This is a genomic window from Salinivibrio sp. ES.052 (assembly GCF_900141775.1).
Lineage (GTDB): Bacteria > Pseudomonadota > Gammaproteobacteria > Enterobacterales > Vibrionaceae > Salinivibrio.
In genome coordinates this window covers 338,441-354,413 of the sequence record NZ_FSRI01000001.1, presented here as the reverse complement: position 1 = coordinate 354,413, position 15,973 = coordinate 338,441, and the positions used below count along the sequence as shown (strand labels likewise).

Sequence of the window (15,973 nt, the reverse complement as noted above, 5' to 3'; positions counted from 1 at the left end):
TCTAACTATGGTAACAATGATGGATTCACTGAGGCTCATGGATCACTTGTCAACGTTCATACTTGTTTATGGGATATCCTTTTCCCTATCATCTGCGCTTTCTAGTCAGAATAACTGACTTGCAGCGCAAAAATATTGACAAACATTCATGAGCCATAGGCTTGATCAGGTTATAGAATTAGTTACTTCATAACCCATTGGTCATTATTAAGCGTTACTATCGAGCAGGATGATTCAAAATATGATCTTCCCAATCAATCACATCGATTTCGTATACCACGCTGTCTTTGACCGAGATCCCAGCTTGGTGCATTGCCGCTTTTGAGCCAGTGATCAGAGGATGCCACTCAGGCAGCGGTTTATTCTCTGCCAACAAGCGGTACGCGCAAGTCTCTGGCAGCCAGTAGAACTCATCTATTTTATCGCGGGTAAGCTTGAGGCATGACTCTTCATAAGAAAAGCGATTGGGATAGTCTTTGCATGAGCACGTTTTATCATCGAGCAGACTACACGCCACGTTGGTGTAGTAGAGCTCGTCGGTCTCTTCGTCGATCAGCTTATGTAAACAGCAACGGCCACAACCGTCACATAAAGCTTCCCACTCCTCGTCGCTCATTTGCGCCAAGGTTTTTTGTTGCCAAAAAGGCGTGCTCATGATGTGTACTCTCTTATATTTTTCCGCTTTGTGGCGGTAACGACATTGCGCCGCTGTTATAACCATCATAGCGGTAAAGTGCAAGCTACCTTCCCTTACCGACTTGGCGACAACCAACGTCAATGGTAGAGTGCCTGCCCGTTGTTCTCCGATACCGAGGTTTTATGCCCACTACGCCGACATTCTCGTGCCGTTTAGGCTGCGGCACGTGTTGTATTGCCCCGAGTATTTCCTCTCCAATACCCGGTATGCCTGACGGTAAACCCGCAGGAACACGATGTGTCCAACTCGACGAGCATAATTTATGTAAACTGTTTGGTCGTCCTGAGCGACCTGCGGTGTGTAGTGCCTTTAGCGCTGACAAAGACGTGTGCGGTGAGAGCACCCAGCAAGCGTTAGATAATTTAATTTACCTCGAGGCGGCAACATAAAAAACGCCAGCCCAGTGATGAGCTAGCGTTATTGTAGCGAAACGCGTGTTCTCGCTTTAGCTTTGAATACCTACGATCAACCAAGGTGCATTGGACTGGGTCAAATCACGCTCTAGATGCCAAATATCCGAGATATCTTCTTCTACACCCTCGACACGATCACAGTAACGACCGGTGAATTTCAAACTCAGTTGGGCAGTGCGACTGTCGTAATCGGCACGCACAATCTCAGCATCCACATACATCACTTCGGTGTGTTGCTCTCCGCCTAATCGCGCACGTTCGGCGGCTAAGTCGTTATACAGCGCTGGCGTCACGTACTCTTGGATTTTCTCCAGCTCGTTATGGTTCCAAGCGCCTTGCAAAATACGGTAGTGTTCGCGCGCACCACTCAAAAAGCTTTGCATGTCGAATTGTGGCGGGAAGTTAAAGGGGACATCGGTTTGTGTTTCCCCGAAACCACCCGACGTCGCGTTGGTATCTGTGGCATTGTTACGAAACGCTGAGGGCTGTTCGTGATAATAGCCTTTGTTTTGTCCCGCGTAAGCAGGCCCTTGCGCCTGAGCACTGGCTTTGGCCTGTGTCATACCTCGCAAGAACTTCATAATCAAGTAGGCAATTAAACCAAGGATTAAGATATCCATAAATTGGATACCTTCAAAGGCACCACCAAAAAAGGCCGCCAACAAACCACCGGCGAGTAAGCCGCCGAGTAAACCACCCATCAAGCCTTTTTTACTGCCGCTTTTGGTAGGGCTTTGTTTGATGGTGTTGGTATCGGTTGTTTTTTGCTTAGGGGCTGGGGCGGTTTTAAAGCTTTTGCCAAATGACTTACCGCCACCAAAGCGCTTGGCTTCTGCGTAAGGCGCTGAAACAACGAAGACAAACATCAACGCTGCGACAGAGAGTAATTTTTTCATGATTGCTTCATCTGTGGTTTATGACTGATGTCATGCTAGAGTGTCTGGAAGTGAAGTCAATCCTATGACTGACATTAATTGTTACCAAACGTCACCACCGGATCTGGTAACCATCGCGGAGTTTGGTGCACTCAAGGAACCATTTACGCTGTTACGACTCCAAGTTCACAACGCATTTATTTACATTGATAGGACTGGACCATGAATGATACCCACAGCAAGTTTATCGGTTATCTGCTTTGGATCTTTGGCTTTCTTGGCGCACACCGTTTTTACTATGGTAAACCTGTCACCGGTACGCTCTGGTTTTTTACCCTCGGATTGCTCGGGATTGGCTGGATTATCGATCTCTTCTTGATCCCGCTAATGGATAAGGAAGCGGATCTACGTTTTCGTAGCGGACAAACCAATTTCACCGTCGCTTGGCTGCTGCTGACCTTTTTAGGTATCTTTGGGGTCCACCGTATGTACATGGGGAAATGGATCACTGGGGTCATTTACCTTTTTACGGGCGGTTTCTTCTTACTCGGCGTGCTATATGATTTTTGGACGTTGAATGATCAAGTCTCAATAAAAAACAGCCAAAAATTTGCCTAACGCCATTGTCGACTGGCAGTAATCAATAACCGTTTTTTGCCGATGACACAGCCAATATAGGGTGTGCACACTGATTGCCAATCGCATAACTCAATGATGCGCAACCCGTTTAAAGGTTGCGCACTCGCCTCGCCTTGCTAGTATAAGTCGCTTATTGCACCGCTAAACGGACCAATGTACTCATGAGCCAACAGTTTCAGCTTCTGCGCGAGCGACGCTTTCTGCCCTATTTCATCACACAGGCGTTAGGGGCCTTTAACGATAACGTTTATAAAAACGTGTTGGTTATCATGGTCGCATTTGCTTCCGCCGAGCAGTTGCCAATGGATGCGACTCTATTTATTAATGCTGCGGCGGGGCTATTTATTCTGCCTTTTTTCCTGTTTTCTGCCTTTGCCGGTGAACTCGCCGACAAATACGATAAAGCCCTTATCATGCGGCGCGTGAAATGGCTGGAAGTCGTGATTATGTCGAGCGCCGCGATTGCCTTGTATTACGAGTCATGGATAGTGCTGCTGGGGTTATTGTTTATGATGGGCACCCAGTCCGCCTTTTTTGGCCCGGTAAAATACGCGCTGCTACCGCAAACCTTGAGCGATAAAGAGCTGGTCTCGGGCAATGCACTCGTCGAAACCGGCACGTTTTTATCTATTCTACTCGGGACCTTACTCGCCGGATTTATCGCTCATCACCCACATGCCAATGTGGTTGCCGGCGCTGCGGTGTTAGCCTTTGCACTGCTGGGCGTACTATCGGCACATGCGATCCCTCCCGCGCCTGCCGGTAATCCAACCCTCAATCTGCGCTATAAGCCCATCTCACTGATGAAGCAAACCTTGCGTTTTGCGCGCCAAGACAAAGTGACCTTACAGGCCATTTTAGGTATCAGCTGGTTTTGGTTTCTTGGCGCAAGCTACCTGACCCAATTTCCTAAATACACCGCCTTGCTGGGCGGGAATGAAACCGGTGTTTCCTTCTTACTGACCCTATTTTCAATCGGTATCGCGGTGGGCGCGCTGCTGTGTGATAAGCTGTCCGGCCACCGTATCGAGCCCGGTATCGTGCCCTTGGGAAGCCTTGGGCTCACCGGCTTTGGGTTGCATTTATTTTTTGCCACCCCCACCAGTCCAACCGTGCACAGCGATTTAATCGCCTTTGTGACCGATCCGGCACTGACGTGGGTGTTTATCGATTTATTGATGATTGGCGTGTTCGGTGGGATCTTTATCGTCCCCTTGTATAGCTTGATGCAACAGCGCGCCGATAAAGCTGCGCGTGCACGCATTATTGCCGCCAACAATATCTTCAATGCGTTGTTTATGGTGGCAAGCGCCATTCTTGGCATCACCCTCTTGGTGGTGGTGAAAATCTCCATTGCCGAGTTTTTCTTGTTACTGACAGTGCTCAATTTATTGGTCGCTATTTATGTCAGTCAGTTGGTGCCGATTTTTGCACTGCGCTTTTTTACGTGGATGATCACGCACACCTTGTATCGGGTGAAGCATAAAGATTTACATCATATTCCCGAACAAGGGGGAGCCTTACTGATTTGTAATCATGTCAGCTACATGGACGCGCTTTTGCTGGCGGGTGCTTGTCATCGTCCGATTCGCTTTGTGATGTTTGAGGACTTATATAAATTACCCGTGCTGCATTGGTTCTTCCGCACCTCAAAAGTGATCCCCATCAGTCACCGAGGACGCACTATTCGCGCCGCGATGAATGAGATCCAACGCGCGTTAGATAATGGCGAAGTGGTGTTGATTTTCCCAGAAGGTCACCTGACCTTTGATGGTGAAATAGACCAGTTTCGTCGTGGCATGGATATGATTCTGCAGCGTTCACCGGTCCCCGTCGTGCCCATGGCACTGCAAGGCTTGTGGGGCAGTTATTTTAGCCGACATGGCGGCAAAGCCATGTTAAAACTGCCAAAACGCTTTTGGTCAAAGGTAACTGTGGTTGCCGGCCCCGCCGTTGAGCCGGAAAAAGCCACTTCCGCGTATATGCGCGACGAGGTGATTCGCTTACGTGCCGACCGACCTTAATGTTCGATTTGCTGGCTTGCCCATTGGGCAAGCTGCACACGTGACGGCTTAATACTGGCACCCTGCTCAAATGTCGGCCACGGCAAAAAAGCAATGGGACGTTGATAAGGCGCTAACGACTGACAATGCGCCGTTAATTGCACCTGATCCAGTGGCGCTGTGCTTTGCACTATCGCAACAGGACGCGCGCCAAATTCATGGTCGATAACCGGGACAACCACGACTTGGCTGATCTCGTCTCGTTGAAGTAAGTGGTTTTCAATACGCTCAGGCTGAACATTTTCTCCACCGCAGATAAACTGATTATCCTTGCGCCCAATAATACGCAACACTGGCCGCTGGCGACGCGTCTCCCATCTCGCCAGATCCCGCGAGGCTAAGCCTTGTTCTGCCGAAAGCGCCTTTAACCGTCCCGCCTGCCAATATCCTAACGCGAGCGTGTCGCCACGATGAATCACTTCACCATCGCTCGCCAGCGCAACGGTACGATACGGCAAAGGCTCACCGACATCGTCATGGCCATCGGCGCGCTTTAACGTGACGGTCGATGCGGTTTCTGTCATGCCATAGCCACACCAACAAGCAATGCCCTGTTGCTCAGCTAGTTGCGTCAATCGTGCGGGAATCACTGCACCGCCCAGTAATACATGCTTAAGTCGAGAAGGCGCTTGCCGCGCGGCCAACCAAGGTAAGACGCGATAGAGTTGTGTGGGCACCAAGGAGGCGTGTGTCACCCGAGTCAGTGATTCGGGTAAAGCTTCTCCCTGACAAGGGAAAATGGCGAGGGTGGCACCTTTGAATAACCAGCGCCACACAATAGCCAGCCCCGACACATGAAAAAGCGGCAACGATAACAACCAACTATCGGTGCTACTGCTCGGCCTCTCCTCGTGCTCAGACAGCCCTTGAAACGGCAGCATCTGGGTTAAACCTGCCGCACTGGCAAGGTGTTGATGCGCGGCATGTACCACGGCTTTGGGCTTTCCTGTTGACCCTGATGTCAGCGTCATGGTGAGCGGTTGCCATGGTTGCCAAGGCACTATCGATATCGCGTCAGATCCTCTTACCTTGTCGTTATCGCGGTCCAGCCATTGAAACTCGCCAAGTTCTGCCAACACGGCGGCTTTCACGTCGTCACTTAAAGCATGATTGAGCACTAAGGTGATCTTACCCGCTTGCCATGCAGCAAGCAGGCCCACCACTAAGCGCTGGGGAGCAAGACGACTGTCGAACACCACCACTGGCGCGGCATTAAACTGCGTTTGCTGACGGTCCACATCCGCCACCAGCGCCTGCCATGTCAGTGAGGTGTCACTCTCGATAGCAAGCGAGTCTGGTGCACAGTCAGCCCAGTGCCGCCATGGCCACGCCTTAACCCCGAACGCTGCGGCCGTCACAATGTATTTACCCAGATAAGAGGCTGGTCATGCAAAGGCGCTAATGGCTGCGGCGCACCCGGCCACGTACGGTCAAGTTGATGGGCAAAGATACTCAGCGTATCAAGTCCAGGAACCACATCCGGCGTTAACCAGGTGGCAAAGCGTGATAGCTGCGTGAGTCCAAGGCTTGATTCTAGCGCAGCACTGATCACAGCCTGCTTGCCAAGCATTTCCGCACTATCAACCCAGCTCGTCAGTGACGCAAGATCGCCCATCAAAGTGGGCTTGAGTACCCACACCGAAACGTATTCACTTTCAATCAATTCACTGTCATCGTGATCGCGTAATGTCTCATCCCAAGCGAGAGGAAAGCTCAACTGTTGCGCACAGCTAAGTGATTGCAAGGGATCGGCACAGGGCTCTTCAATCCAGCTAATCCGCTGTTGATGTGCCTCACTCAAGCCTTGCCAAAACTGGCTTAGCTGCTCTGGGCGCCAACGCCGATTGGCATCCAGCCGTAAGGTTAATGTCGGGATCGCCTCCAGTAAAGTCGTGACCATCAACCGATCGCGCGCCACCTCATATTCGCCTACTTTTACCTTGGCTTGCGGTGATGGCGTTTGACTGGGTCCACTCAACGCTTGTAAGAGCGCATCAGGATCGCCCGTACAGACAGGCACAGTCGCAAACGTCGCCTCTGTCGGTAGCTTTTGGTCCAACTCCGCTTGCGCCACACTCATTCCCCACGCGACTGAGGGTGGTAGCTGTGTCATCGCCACATGGCGGTGATCACACCATGCCGCGGTGGCGGCAATCAACGCGTGGCGCGCTTGTGCTAAGTTCTCTTGACTAAACCCCGGGAGAGGTGCAATTTCTCCCCAGCCGCGACGTGCCCCTTCGCTCAGCTCAACCACCAATCCTTCCCGCTCAGCCAGTCGCTTGTCGCGCAGAAACACGCCCGACTGGATCGGTAACCTATAGTGGTAGATCCGTGCCTGCCTCATACTCACCTCATGGATTACGTGGGAAACGATTGAACGCCGGACGGCGCTTCTCGTTGAACGCATTGCGCCCTTCTTGCCCTTCTTCAGTCATATAGAACATCATGGTTGCGTTCCCCGCCAACTCCTGCAACCCAGCTTGTCCGTCACAGTCAGCATTCAACGCGGCTTTTAGGCAACGCAGTGCCATCGGGCTGTGCTGCAGCACTTCACGACACCAGCGCACCGTTTCTCGCTCCAAGTCGGCAAGTGGCACCACAGTGTTTACCAGTCCCATATCTAACGCTTCTTGTGCGTTATAGAACCGACATAGGAACCAAATTTCACGCGCTTTCTTTTGACCCACAATGCGGGCCATGTACGAGGCGCCCCAGCCACCATCAAAGCTGCCCACTTTGGGTCCGGTTTGTCCAAATTGAGCGTTATCGGCCGCGATGGTCAGATCACACATCATATGTAGCACGTGACCTCCGCCTACAGCATAACCGGCCACAGCAGCAATCACAGGCTTTGGACAGGTACGGATCTGACGCTGAAAGTCCAGCACATTAAGATGATGGGTGCCTTCGTCGTCTTGATAGCCGCCGTAGTCACCACGAATAGATTGATCGCCTCCTGAACAAAAGGCTTTTTCGCCTAAACCGGTCAGGATGATCACTCCTACATCACTGTCGTAACGGGCATCTGAGAGCGCTTGCATCATCTCTTTGACGGTTTGGGGACGAAAGGCATTGCGAACTTGGGGACGATTAATCGTAATGCGCGCAATGCCGTCTGCTGATTTATGGTACAGAATGTCGCTGAATGTCAGATCAGTCTCTACCCACTCAATGGGTGAGTACAGTTCTTGTTCGGTCATACCCGGCGTAACAGCCATAGGCTCTCCCTTTTATTGGTTGGTTGGGTACAAGGCCCCGAAAATTGGAATATTAAAATAGTCACGCTGACAACAGGCATTTTTCTAATAGTACCTGCACAAACCGCGACGGATCGGCCCAATGGCAATTATGCCCCGCCCCCTTGATCAAGGTAAATGGGATCCCCGTGGTGAGCAGCAGAGAATGGGCCAGTGAGATAAACTTGTCGTCTTGCTCCCCACAAAGGTAGTCAATCGGCAACCCTTGGCGACATACATTACCTAGTACGGTGCGCAGGTCGGCTTGCCGACCGAGTGACGTGGCATCGAGCATCGCGGCAATCGCGGGTCCATGATTATGACCACGGGCTGTTATCAGCTCGGCACGCTGCGCGGCATCGAGAGATTGAAACACCGATTGCTGATACCAGTCGTTTAATACGGCAGAGAGCGGCTCGCATCCAAAGCGCTTAGCCCAGGCTTGATCATGGGCTAGCCGTTGATGACGCTCATGAGCATGTCGAAGACCAGGATGCCCAGCCTCAAGAAATAACCCTAGCCAACACGCTGGGTAAGCAATGGCTAAATGCATTGCGATACGCGCCCCGAGTGAATACCCGACCAGATAGGCCGACTGATTACCCCACACGTGGTCACAGGTCTGACGCACCGCGTCGAGAGTGGTTGTAAAATCAACACCTAAAGCGTCAACACTGTCACCGTGGCCGGGTAAATCGATACAGAGCCAATGACAGTCTCTTAAGCGAGACGTGACGCCCTGCCAATCCTGCCCGCTCCCCAGCAAGCCGTGCAGAAAAACGACCTTGCGGCCTTCTACGTTACCGCCCTGCTGATAACCCAGCATCACCCCTCCTGCGCAGCCATATTGGCAAGTTGCTCAGTCAAAATTTTTCCTGCTTCACCCGCGGGAGTCACCACTTCAATCACGTCAGCCCCCGGTGTACTGAAAGCTTGGGCAAGCGCGGCGGCAAGATCAGATTCACTGGTCGGTTGCTGATAGTTCAATGAAAATTGCGCGGCAATATGTTCAAAACCAAGGCCATGTGGCATGCGATAATAGGCGTCACAAAGCTGCGGTTCGACCGGCAACGAGTCAAAAATGCCGCCGCCATTGTTGTTGAGAATAAGGATTGCAGCCGGTGCCGGCGATGCTCGCCATAGTGCAAGACTATTAAGATCGTAAAGCGCGCTCGTGTCGCCAAGCACGACTAACATAGGCTGATGTCGGCATCGCTGAACCCCAGCGGCACAGGCAAATAACCCATCAATCCCTGACGCACCGCGATTGACAAAAACCGGATACCTATCAAGTTGTGACCAGATATCGGCTAAACGAATCGCCAGACTATTGCCGATGAAAATATCGAGGTGCTCGGGAAGCATTGACGATAATTTTTGAAATAGGCGGTGCTCTGATAGCGATGAGGGAGAGAGACTGTCAGCCGCGCGCTCCATCTGTACTTTCGCCTCATTAGTCAAGGTTTGTTGCCAAACAAAGGGGGAGTTCGCGGGCGGAGTAAGGTCTTCAGGCACTGAGAACGACGCACTCACCTGATCAGTCAGTGCATCAAGCCATGACGACCAGTGGCGCGTATGGACAACACACTGTTCAACCGCCCGATGATGGGGGTCAAGTGGCTGCGCTTGATCCGTCACCAACCAATATTGCGCTGAGGTTTGCGCCAACCATTGCCCCAAACGTTTTGACACCAAACGGCCCCCAAGCTGGATGACCCATTGCGCCTGATACAACTGCGCCTGCAAGTTGGGATGGTTTAACCAAAGATCGTAGCCAGGTGCCGTGCTCGTGATGCCCGATTGTGGGTCGGCTAATACCACCGCATTCAGCGCTTCAGCTAAACGGTTAACCGATGCTGATAACCCGTGCGGCAGCGCGCCCGCCACAATCACCGTTTTGACTGCGCGATCGGATGGCAAACGGGGCGGTAGACCATCTCGCTCTATCGACGCAGAAAACCGTCCATGATGGCGCATATAGCTTTGTTCGCTTTGATACCAGTTAGCAATCGGGGCACGGATCTCCGCCTCAAGCGCCGCATCTCGTTCACCATAGAACGGCTCTCGAAACGGGCAATTAATGTGCACACTGCCGCCACCTGCTGCCTGATGGGCAAGCACCTGATCTACCTTGGTTAATAAAGCATGAAGTGGCATGCCCGCATCTGGCGTGGGCAAGTCAAGTTGGGCGATGACATGGGATGAAAACAGATTGCGCTGTACAATCGCTTGGTTCGCCCCGCAATCGACCAATTCAAACGGGCGATCCGCAGAAAGGATAATTAACGGCTCACCGGTTAACCCGCTCTCGACTACCGCAGGCAAACAATTTGCCACCGCCGTGCCAGAGGTAACAATCACCGCAACCGGTGCGTGTCCGGCTTTGGCTAAGCCTAACGCAAGATAACCAAGACCGCGTTCATCAAAATGACGATGTAAGGTGATCGGGCGCTGAGAGTGCTGACTTTGTTTCACAGCCGCCAACGTAAGCGGCGTCGAGCGTGATCCTGGGGCAACACAAATATGTTTGACGCCCAAGCGCGACAATTCATCGATGAGGGTCTCAGCCCAAATATGCGTAAGTGTCAGCGACATTAGCAGACTCCAGCAATCACATCGTCGTGCTCGTCCACCTGCGTACAAGGTAAACACTGACGCATGGTCGTCAGTTTGTTATCTAACTCTTGCCACTCAGCCTCAGGATCAGATCCCGGAACGATTCCGGCGCCCGCAAATAAATCCACCGTATTGTGGGTAATTTGCGCGCTTCGGATCGCGACACAAAATTGGCTTTCACGTTGCGAAATATACCCCACGGCCCCACTATAACGACCCCGAGTGATCCCTTGTTCAGCGAGAAACGCGCGAGCCGTATTACGAGGGAGACCCGCCACCGCAGCAGTCGGCTGAAGCGCGCCCAAGATCACACTGTCATCCACTCCTGGTCCGACAATGGCACTAATACGACGACGCAAATGCTGAAGATGACGAAGCACAATCAAATGCGATTCAGGGTCAACGGTAATCGTTAATGAATGACGACGTAGGCCAGCAAAAATATCATCAACGACCAACTGATTCTCATGAACGTTTTTATTGTCGTTTAACAACCATTCTCCAAGATGATGATCTTCGCTAAAGCTCGCACCACGACGCACGGTGCCAGCTACCGCTTCTGTGGTCACGCGACAATCACGACGCCGATATAACCGTTCAGGGGTCGATCCAACAAAGGCATCATCAGGCCCGGTTGCAAAAAGGAAATGGAAACTCTCGCCATTATGTTGCTGACTGTGACTAAGAAGCTGCCCACCACTCACTGAACCCTCCAAAGTTAAGCGTGTTTGCCGCGCAAGTACCACTTTTTGTAGCTCAGAATCCGCCATGTGTGACAATGCACGCGTCACCGAGTGACACCATTGACGATGGCTTGGGGTATGTGTTTCTTGAGTCACTCGCCCGACCATTGGCGCAAGGGGCCGACCTTGCCAGACAATGTGATTGAGGGTCGTTTGGCTGTCAGTTTCAGCAGTGAGATTGACACAAAGCTGCCATTGCTTATCGCGGCGAATAAGCTCCACCACAGGAAGAAAAAAGTCACCGGTGCCTGGTGCATCATCAAACGCAACACATCCCCAGATTCTTTGATCAGGTAATAAGCTGGCTTGCGCCTGCTGCAATTGAGCAAACTGACGGCAGGCTCCCAGAATCAATACCTCTTCCCGGCCATCACGCGATTGCCAATAACTCTTCGGGTAGACGGGTTGTGCCTCTAACCACGCAATCGGTGATAAATCCCCTGGCCAGGTAAAATCGGTTTGCAGCTGTGTTGGTGCTTGGCTGATCGCCAGCTGGCTTTGTAAGTAATTAGCCGCTTGAATCAAGGTAGTCACGACATCCTCCAACCGCCGAGGCGGCAGTCCTATTCGCAAGTCGGTACATGCTTCTATTTATGTAGCACGTTAATCTTGCTTGTCAGTCTACCTGTCACAGGGTAAGACAAATATGCGCTAGATCAGTCTTCGGTTAAAATCGGCTGATTTTTTGTCGACCCAAGCGAAACAAAACCTTATTCACTGAATCCTTCCCAAATCGATTGACCATCTTTCGAAGAGGGTGAGAAATAGTGTAAGTTACTTAAAAAGCCTAATAACAATTTTCACCTTTGATTGACAGGAAGGGTAATGCAACCAATCGGTATGTCCGCCAAGCTGGATAATGTCTGTTATGACATTCGCGGCCCAGTGATGAAAGAAGCAAAACGGCTGGAAGAAGAAGGCCACCGTATTTTAAAACTGAATATCGGTAACCCCGCGCCGTTTGGCTTTGACGCCCCGGACGAAATCCTCGTCGATGTGATCCGGAATTTACCCACCTCGCAGGGTTACTGTGACTCAAAAGGCCTTTACTCGGCGCGCAAAGCGGTGGTGCAACATTATCAGAAGCGCGGATTGATGGATCTTGACGTTGAAGACGTCTATTTGGGCAACGGTGCCTCAGAACTGATCGTCATGGCCATGCAAGCTTTACTCAACAATGGCGATGAACTGCTTGTCCCCTCGCCCGACTACCCACTTTGGACCGCCGCCGCCTCGCTATCAGGCGGAAAGCCAGTTCACTATCTGTGTGATGAAGAGTCCGATTGGTACCCAGACTTAGAGGATATCAAGCGCAAGATCACGCCCAACACTCGTGGGTTAGTGCTGATCAACCCGAATAATCCGACCGGGGCCGTCTATAGCCGTGACTTTTTGTTGCACGTTGTCGAGCTGGCCCGCCAACATAAGCTGATTATTTTTGCGGACGAGATTTACGATAAAATTCTCTATGACGGGGCTCAACACTATTCAATTGCCACCCTCGCCCCAGATGTGCTTTGTTTGACCTTTAACGGTTTGTCCAAAGCGTATCGCGTTTGCGGCTTTCGTGCCGGTTGGATGCTAGTGACTGGGCCCAAGCAGCATGCCCGTGGTTATATCGAAGGACTAGAAATGCTCGCTTCCATGCGCCTGTGTGCCAACGTGCCGATGCAGCATGCGATTCAAACGGCACTCGGTGGCTATCAAAGTATTAACGAGCTGATCCTTCCGGGCGGCCGATTACTTGAGCAGCGTGATAAAGCCTATGAGCTGATCAACCAGATCCCTGGAGTGAGCTGTAAAAAGCCCAAAGGAGCACTGTATTTATTCCCGAAAATCGACACCAAACGGTACAACATTCATGACGATGAAAAACTAATGCTCGATTTTTTGCTCCAGGAAAAAGTGCTCATGGTACATGGCACCGGTTTTAACTGGCAGCAACCAGATCATTTCCGATTAGTGACGCTCCCGCGTGTCGATGATTTGGAAATGGCGATCAGCCGCTTTGAACGCTTCCTCTCTGGGTATAGCCAAGGCGCCTAGCCCCTAAAGGACACTTGCGTTTCCTATCAAGCAGCGGTAAAACGCTGCTTGATTCCGTTATCAAACAGCGACCATCATGTCTCGATACTGCTCTTCTTGCCACAAAGCGAAAGCCATTTGCGTATGCGATGCTATCACACCGATCACGAACTCGATCCCAGTGATTATCTTGCAGCATCCCGATGAGGTCTCACATCCCAAGAATAGCGCTTGCTTGCTCAGTTTAGCGCTAGACAATTGTGAGCGTTGGATAGGAGAAAATTTTAGTGAACACGGTGCGCTTAATGAAACACTCGCACAGACCCAGCGCCGCTATGCAGTGTTATACCCGGGCGAACATGCCATCTCACTGTCATCGCTTACCGAGCAACCTGTCGAGGACAATAATCGAGAGAGGCCGTGGGGGATCATCTTACTCGATGGAACATGGAAAAAAGCGTACAAGATGTATCAGCTGTCAAAGAATCTCCATGATTTACCAACAGTAAATATCACTCCCATGTCGCCTAGCCAATACACCATCCGCAAAAGTGCAAAACTAGGGGCCCTTTCCACTCTAGAAGCCGGGTTTACTGCACTCAGCGAGCTCAGCGGTAACAGTGAACATTATCAGCCCTTATTGGCAAGCTTTGAGACGATGATAGCCCGCCAGCTTGCCTTTATGCCCTCATCACACAGTACAAACCGTCCTAGCGAATAGCATACACAGGCCCGTTGCTCGCGGCGGTGAACATCGTGCTATATAACTTTTGCGCAAAACTGTCTGTCATCGACGAAAGGTAATCGGCAATCACGCGCATGCCCGATTCGCCCGCAGCTCGCGCCATTAACCAATCTTGTTGATAGTCTTTAGGCAACAAACGTTCAGGATCAGAGGCAAAAGCGTCAAACAGCTCCATCACTAATTGCTGACCCTTATACTCAACCACCTGAAGCTCTGGCTGCTGCACCACAAACTGGCTGACAAATCGCTTCAGCACCTCAAGTACGCCGGCCATCACCTCGGTTAAATACGCGTTCCACGCTAACAAAGGGGAGGTAAAACTGTGGGTGCCATCTTGCACCGTCGGTGAGACCTCAACAGACGTTAACAAGGTGTTGACCAAGGCGCCAATCGCATCTTTGCGCTCATACGGTGGACCGAACATTTGCTCACTCAGCTCACCAATATTGGCCTCTAACCAAGGATCACCACATTCAGCGATATAGCTTGCCACAGCCTCTTGCCATTGCTCACGCGTCACCAAGCCCATGACAATCGCATCTTCCAGATCATGAACACCATAGGCGATATCATCCGCCAGCTCCATAATCGAGCAATCTAACGACTTATAACGTGTTTTACGGTGCTGGTCAGCGGGCGTGTTCTCCCTGAACGTCAAAAATAACGCCCGATCCACCTCACTGAACGGTTCAAGCACCCAGTCTCGGCGCACACTATCATGATCGTAAATACCTTTCGCAGGCTGCCAATCACGCGCTTTGAGGTGACGAAAGTCTCTGACTGGCTCTGGCTGTGAACCATTGTGCGTGGCGCTAATAAAGGCAGGATATTTCATCACGCCCAGCAAGGTACGGCGCGCCAGATTCATGCCATGATGTTGCGTATAAGGTTCAAGTAACGTCACAATCCGAAATGTCTGGGCATTGCCTTCAAACCCACCATCATTTCGCATCATATAATTTAATGCGATTTCGCCACCATGACCGTAAGGTGGGTGACCGATATCGTGAGCGAGGCACAAGCTCTCCATCAATCCCGTTGAAGGTAGTAACGGGCGAAATTCAGGCTGTTTTTCTTTAAGCTGAGCAACAATCCCAGTACCGATTTGTGACACTTCCAGCGAGTGCGTTAAACGTGTCCGATAAAAGTCACTGTGCTCGGCCCCTAACACCTGTGTTTTCGCTTGTAAGCGTCGAAAAGCTGCCGAGTGCAAAATACGAGCACGATCGCGCTGATAAGCGGTACGTTTATCGTGTCGACGTTTTTTGTTCTCATTGGTCATCTGGCGTGTCTGCCAGGTCTCGGGGAGTTTAAAATCCATCATCACTGATCTCATCAAGCGATAAAGTAAAACTATCAACAAACGTGGCCATAAAATAATCCGTCGCCGGTGAGCTCCGTTTTTCTAGTGATGTTTCGAGTCGCTTCTTCGCTTGTTCAAATTCATGGTTACCTGCTGCAATTTCTTCCAAACATTTTAAGTACGCACACAAGATATCCGCTTGTTTAACCAACAAATAATCATCAGAGTCGATATGGTCAGAATCAATCAAACCGCTGTACTCGTCTTGTAGCTCCGGAGGCAGCATCGCTATGAGCTTTTTCTCCGCCATTTTTTCAATTTTTTTATATTCGGCAGCAATCGACGGATTAAAGTACTTCACTGGAGTAGGTAAATCACCAGTGATCACCTCACTGCAGTCATGAAACATGGCTAATACCGCAATGCGCTCCGGCTGGTAATGTCCATCAAAACGTTTGTTATTGATTAATGCTAACGCATGCGCCACAAAGGCAACCTGTAAGCTATGTTCGGAAATATTTTCGGCGGAAACATTGCGCATAAGCGGCCAACGGTAAATCAGCTTCATTCGCGCAAGGTGGGCAAAAAAGTGGCTTTGTTTTTGAGTCATTGCATCCT

15 protein-coding genes are annotated in these 15,973 nt (G+C 51.0%); 5 read left to right on the top strand and 10 right to left on the bottom strand.

What is annotated here, in order from left to right:
• Nucleotides 1–217: 217 nt before the first annotated feature.
• Nucleotides 218–655, bottom strand: a complete 438-nt coding sequence (locus BUQ98_RS01670) for a YcgN family cysteine cluster protein (protein WP_074212206.1) — start codon at nucleotides 653–655, stop codon at nucleotides 218–220.
• Between the two features lie 164 nt (nucleotides 656–819).
• On the opposite strand from BUQ98_RS01670, the gene BUQ98_RS01665 reads away from it, so the two are divergent.
• A complete protein-coding gene (locus BUQ98_RS01665) occupies nucleotides 820–1,086 on the top strand; it encodes a YkgJ family cysteine cluster protein (RefSeq protein ID WP_074212205.1) in 267 nt (88 codons plus the stop codon).
• Nucleotides 1,087–1,142: 56 nt separating this feature from the next.
• Here the strand turns inward: BUQ98_RS01665 and BUQ98_RS01660 are convergent, their stop codons facing one another.
• Nucleotides 1,143–2,006, bottom strand: a complete 864-nt coding sequence (locus BUQ98_RS01660) for a Tim44 domain-containing protein (RefSeq protein ID WP_074212204.1) — start codon at nucleotides 2,004–2,006, stop codon at nucleotides 1,143–1,145.
• A 201-nt stretch (nucleotides 2,007–2,207) separates the two neighbouring features.
• Here BUQ98_RS01660 and BUQ98_RS01655 point away from each other — a divergent pair, with 201 nt between their 5' ends.
• Both BUQ98_RS01655 and BUQ98_RS01650 read left to right on the top strand, forming a co-directional pair.
• Nucleotides 2,208–2,603 carry an NINE protein gene (locus BUQ98_RS01655; RefSeq protein WP_074212203.1) on the top strand — a complete coding sequence of 132 codons (396 nt, stop codon included), beginning with the start codon at nucleotides 2,208–2,210 and terminating at the stop codon, nucleotides 2,601–2,603.
• Nucleotides 2,604–2,785: 182 nt separating this feature from the next.
• Nucleotides 2,786–4,648 carry an MFS transporter gene (locus BUQ98_RS01650; RefSeq protein ID WP_074212202.1) on the top strand — a complete coding sequence of 621 codons (1,863 nt, stop codon included), beginning with the start codon at nucleotides 2,786–2,788 and terminating at the stop codon, nucleotides 4,646–4,648.
• On the opposite strand, the gene BUQ98_RS01645 is transcribed toward BUQ98_RS01650, so the two are convergent.
• From BUQ98_RS01645 to BUQ98_RS01620, 6 genes are all read right to left on the bottom strand, one after another.
• On the bottom strand, nucleotides 4,645–6,045 hold the full coding sequence (locus BUQ98_RS01645; protein WP_083605166.1) for an AMP-binding protein: 1,401 nt from the start codon (nucleotides 6,043–6,045) through the stop codon (nucleotides 4,645–4,647). The two genes, BUQ98_RS01650 and BUQ98_RS01645, sit on opposite strands and share 4 nt — an antisense overlap.
• Nucleotides 6,042–7,031, bottom strand: a complete 990-nt coding sequence (menC, locus tag BUQ98_RS01640; RefSeq protein WP_074212200.1) for an o-succinylbenzoate synthase — start codon at nucleotides 7,029–7,031, stop codon at nucleotides 6,042–6,044. The genes BUQ98_RS01645 and menC overlap by 4 nt, the downstream gene beginning before the upstream one ends.
• A gap of 7 nt (nucleotides 7,032–7,038) precedes the next feature.
• Complete coding sequence (gene menB / locus BUQ98_RS01635; RefSeq protein ID WP_074212199.1) at nucleotides 7,039–7,905, bottom strand: 1,4-dihydroxy-2-naphthoyl-CoA synthase; 867 nt, start codon at nucleotides 7,903–7,905, stop codon at nucleotides 7,039–7,041.
• 61 nt (nucleotides 7,906–7,966) lie between these two features.
• The gene (gene menH, locus BUQ98_RS01630) at nucleotides 7,967–8,749 is read right to left on the bottom strand and encodes a 2-succinyl-6-hydroxy-2,4-cyclohexadiene-1-carboxylate synthase (protein ID WP_074212198.1); all 783 of its coding nucleotides are present in this window, start codon (nucleotides 8,747–8,749) and stop codon (nucleotides 7,967–7,969) included.
• Nucleotides 8,749–10,518 carry a 2-succinyl-5-enolpyruvyl-6-hydroxy-3-cyclohexene-1-carboxylic-acid synthase gene (gene menD, locus BUQ98_RS01625; RefSeq protein WP_074212197.1) on the bottom strand — a complete coding sequence of 590 codons (1,770 nt, stop codon included), beginning with the start codon at nucleotides 10,516–10,518 and terminating at the stop codon, nucleotides 8,749–8,751. Before menD ends, menH begins: the two co-directional genes overlap by 1 nt.
• A complete protein-coding gene (locus BUQ98_RS01620) occupies nucleotides 10,518–11,816 on the bottom strand; it encodes an isochorismate synthase (protein WP_074212196.1) in 1,299 nt (432 codons plus the stop codon). Before BUQ98_RS01620 ends, menD begins: the two co-directional genes overlap by 1 nt.
• Before the next feature lie 291 nt (nucleotides 11,817–12,107).
• Between BUQ98_RS01620 and BUQ98_RS01615 the strand changes: the two genes are divergently transcribed.
• Both BUQ98_RS01615 and BUQ98_RS01610 read left to right on the top strand, forming a co-directional pair.
• Entirely contained in the window at nucleotides 12,108–13,328 is a 1,221-nt protein-coding gene (locus tag BUQ98_RS01615; protein WP_074212195.1) for a pyridoxal phosphate-dependent aminotransferase, read from the top strand.
• 76 nt (nucleotides 13,329–13,404) lie between these two features.
• A complete protein-coding gene (locus BUQ98_RS01610; protein ID WP_074212194.1) occupies nucleotides 13,405–14,028 on the top strand; it encodes a tRNA-uridine aminocarboxypropyltransferase in 624 nt (207 codons plus the stop codon).
• Here BUQ98_RS01610 and BUQ98_RS01605 read toward each other — a convergent pair.
• Together BUQ98_RS01605 and yfbR are read right to left on the bottom strand one after the other, a co-directional pair.
• A complete protein-coding gene (locus tag BUQ98_RS01605; RefSeq protein WP_074212193.1) occupies nucleotides 14,018–15,376 on the bottom strand; it encodes an anti-phage deoxyguanosine triphosphatase in 1,359 nt (452 codons plus the stop codon). The genes BUQ98_RS01610 and BUQ98_RS01605 overlap by 11 nt on opposite strands.
• The gene (gene yfbR, locus BUQ98_RS01600; RefSeq protein ID WP_074212192.1) at nucleotides 15,363–15,965 is read right to left on the bottom strand and encodes a 5'-deoxynucleotidase; all 603 of its coding nucleotides are present in this window, start codon (nucleotides 15,963–15,965) and stop codon (nucleotides 15,363–15,365) included. Before yfbR ends, BUQ98_RS01605 begins: the two co-directional genes overlap by 14 nt.
• Nucleotides 15,966–15,973 lie beyond the last annotated feature (8 nt).